This is a genomic window from Deltaproteobacteria bacterium (assembly GCA_019308905.1).
GTDB lineage: Bacteria > Desulfobacterota > BSN033 > WVXP01 > WVXP01 > JAFDHF01.
Window position 1 is genome coordinate 1 of the sequence record JAFDHF010000144.1, and the last position, 2,321, is coordinate 2,321.

The 2,321-nt window shown below is 57.1% G+C and carries 3 protein-coding genes; all 3 read left to right on the forward strand.

Annotated features, from left to right (window positions below; translation table 11 throughout):
• Nucleotides 1-589 (forward strand): monomethylamine:corrinoid methyltransferase (locus JRJ26_20620; GenBank protein ID MBW2059894.1); only part of this gene is annotated, 589 nt, incomplete at its 5' end.
• Between the two features lie 90 nt (nucleotides 590-679).
• Nucleotides 680-1,657 carry an ABC transporter ATP-binding protein gene (locus JRJ26_20625; GenBank protein ID MBW2059895.1) on the forward strand — a complete coding sequence of 326 codons (978 nt, stop codon included), beginning with the start codon at nucleotides 680-682 and terminating at the stop codon, nucleotides 1,655-1,657.
• A gap of 2 nt (nucleotides 1,658-1,659) precedes the next feature.
• A partial coding sequence (locus JRJ26_20630) for an ABC transporter ATP-binding protein (GenBank protein MBW2059896.1) occupies nucleotides 1,660-2,321 on the forward strand: 662 nt, incomplete at its 3' end.

A 2,321-nucleotide genomic window follows, 5' to 3' on the forward strand; every position in this document is an offset into this window, starting at 1 on the left:
ATGGTGCGGCGGATCAGAAGGCGTGGCCGTGACCCTGGTGGCATACAGCCTCAATGGTCTGTGTATTTACGGGGCCATCTACAATCAGCACTTCCCCTTTCACTTGAACTGGGGATCCAATACCACCCGGGAGCTTCTCTGGCCGATCGCCGTGGCAGGTCAGGCCATGGCCCGTAACAGCAAGCTCCTCTATACCTCCAATGGTTTCTCGAATGCTGGCCCTATGACGGAGATGGTCTTCTACGAGACGGCATGCCACGCTCTGGTGAGTACGGTGTCGGGTTGGCACCTCTGGGAGATGGCTTCTGCCCGTAACAAGTATCGGAACCGCGCCACCCCTCTTGAGGCCCGGATCGGCATGGAAGTGGGCCATGCAGTCGCCCGCCAGGGCATGACCAGGGAGGAGGCCAATGAGATCGCCCTCAGGCTCCTGGCAAGATACGAAGACAAAGCTGCAGATGCACCTATGGGCAGGGAGTACCAGGAGTGTTATCATGTTCCAACGGCTCTGCCCACCCAGGAGCATTTCGACATGTATCGCCGGGTAAAGGACGAGCTCGCAGGTATGGGTATCGAATTCCCCTACTAGGGGAGTCTGGTGAGACCGGGGCGTTTTCACAACTGGGGAGGGCAACAAAGGGACAGAGGCTGGGGTCTGGCCGTCTCTCCGCGGAGCCTTATGGAGTCGCCTCTACTACAGGTTAGAAACCTGAAGACCTATTTCTTTGTGCGCAAGGGGACCATCAAGGCGGCCGACGGGCTCAGTTTCGACTTGGAGAGAGGTGAGACCCTGGGGGTCGTGGGTGAGTCCGGTTGCGGCAAGAGCGTGACGGCCCTTTCCATCATGCGACTGATCTCGCCTCCGGGGAGGATAGTAGAGGGTGAGATACTCTTGAAGGGCAGGGATATCCTCAAGACCCCTTCCCATCTGATGCCGGAGATAAGGGGAAACGAGATCTCCATGGTATTCCAGGAACCCATGACCTCTCTCAACCCTGTCTTCACCATCGGCCGCCAGGTCTCAGAGGCCATCATGACCCACCAGAGGCTCGGCAAGAAAGAGGCCCTGGAGAAGACAATAGAGATGCTTGAGTTGGTGGGCATCGCCTCCCCTGAGAAGAGAATCGATGACTACCCCCATCAGCTCAGCGGAGGTCAACGGCAACGCGTCATGATTGCCATGGCCCTGTCCTGCAGGCCGAGCCTGCTCATTGCGGACGAACCAACCACAGCCCTCGATGTGACGATTCAGGCCCAGATACTCGATCTGATCCTCAAATTGAAGCAGGACCAGGGGACCTCCGGAATACTCATAACCCACGATCTCGGGGTTATAGCAGAGATGGCACAGCGCGTCCTGGTCATGTATGCGGGAAAGATCGTAGAAGAGGCCGATGTCAGGAGCCTTTTCAAGAGCCCCCTCCATCCCTATACGAGGGGCCTCTTGGCATCCATTCCCTACCTGAGAAAGAGTGGAGAAGTGTCCGGTGGGAAGAGACTCAAAGAGATTCCTGGAGTCGTACCGAGCCTTCTGGATCTTCCCCCTGGATGTGCCTTTTGTCCCAGGTGTTCTCTCAAGAGTGAGAGGTGCGGGAGGGAGGAGCCTCCTCTAAAGATGGTTGACCGGGGGCATCGGGTCCGTTGCTGGCTTTGTTGAAGATGACCGGGGACGTATTGCTTTCGGCCAGAGATCTCAAGAAGCTCTTTCCGATTCGGGGTGGATTCTTCTCGAGGCAGAGGGGAACGATCTATGCTGTCAACGGCGTGAGCTTCGACTTGAAGCGGAATTCGAGTCTGGGACTTGTGGGGGAGAGTGGCTCGGGCAAGACGACGGTCGGGAAGTGCTTGATCCGCCTGATAGAGCCGACTGGGGGGAGCATCGAATTCGAAGGCAGAGATATCTGCCGGCTCAACCGGACAGATCTCAGAGCCATGAGAAGGGAGATGCAGATGATCTTCCAGGACCCCTATGCCTCTCTCGATCCGCGGATGACGGTGGAGGACATGGTGGGCGAAGGCCTTGTCATCCATAAGGTGGCAACAGGTTCTGAAAGGAGAGACCGGGTTGCCGATCTGTTGAGAAAAGTGGGATTGATGCCCGAGCACATGAGACGGTATCCTCACGAGTTCAGCGGGGGGCAGAGGCAGAGAATCGGCATAGCCCGGGCCCTTGCTCTGAATCCCAAACTGGTGATAGCAGACGAACCGGTTTCTGCCCTCGACGTGTCTATCCAGGCCCAGGTAATCAATCTCATGATGGAGCTCCAGGAGGAGTTCAGACTCTCCTATATCATCATCGCCCATGATCTGGCCGTTGTCCA